1 protein-coding gene is annotated in these 237 nt (G+C 71.7%); it reads right to left on the bottom strand.

The window, feature by feature from the left end:
- Positions 1-237 (bottom strand): hypothetical protein (locus SB773_RS34550; protein ID WP_410595049.1); only part of this gene is annotated, 237 nt, incomplete at both ends.

The raw sequence follows: 237 nt of genomic DNA, 5'->3' as shown, positions 1-237 counted from the left end.
CCTCCGGAACCGGATCGAACCGGAACGTCCGCAGGAACCGCTCCACCAGGTCGGAGCCGCCGGCCAGCACGTCGACCCGCGGCACCCCGTCGCGGAGCAGAACGCTCAACCCGTCGCGATCGACCAGGAACTCCAGCACGTCATCCGGGGGCGGAAGGTCGACGCGGCGCTGCGGCTGCGGCAGAGCGGCAGTGCCGACGTCCATCACATCCAGCGAGCGGCCATCCACGACGGCGC

This window comes from Bacillus sp. SIMBA_074 (assembly GCF_046534555.1).
GTDB lineage: Bacteria > Bacillota > Bacilli > Bacillales > Bacillaceae_G > Bacillus_A > Bacillus_A mycoides.
Note: the sequence above shows the minus strand (reverse complement) of the source record. Positions and strands in the feature narration are given on the sequence as shown.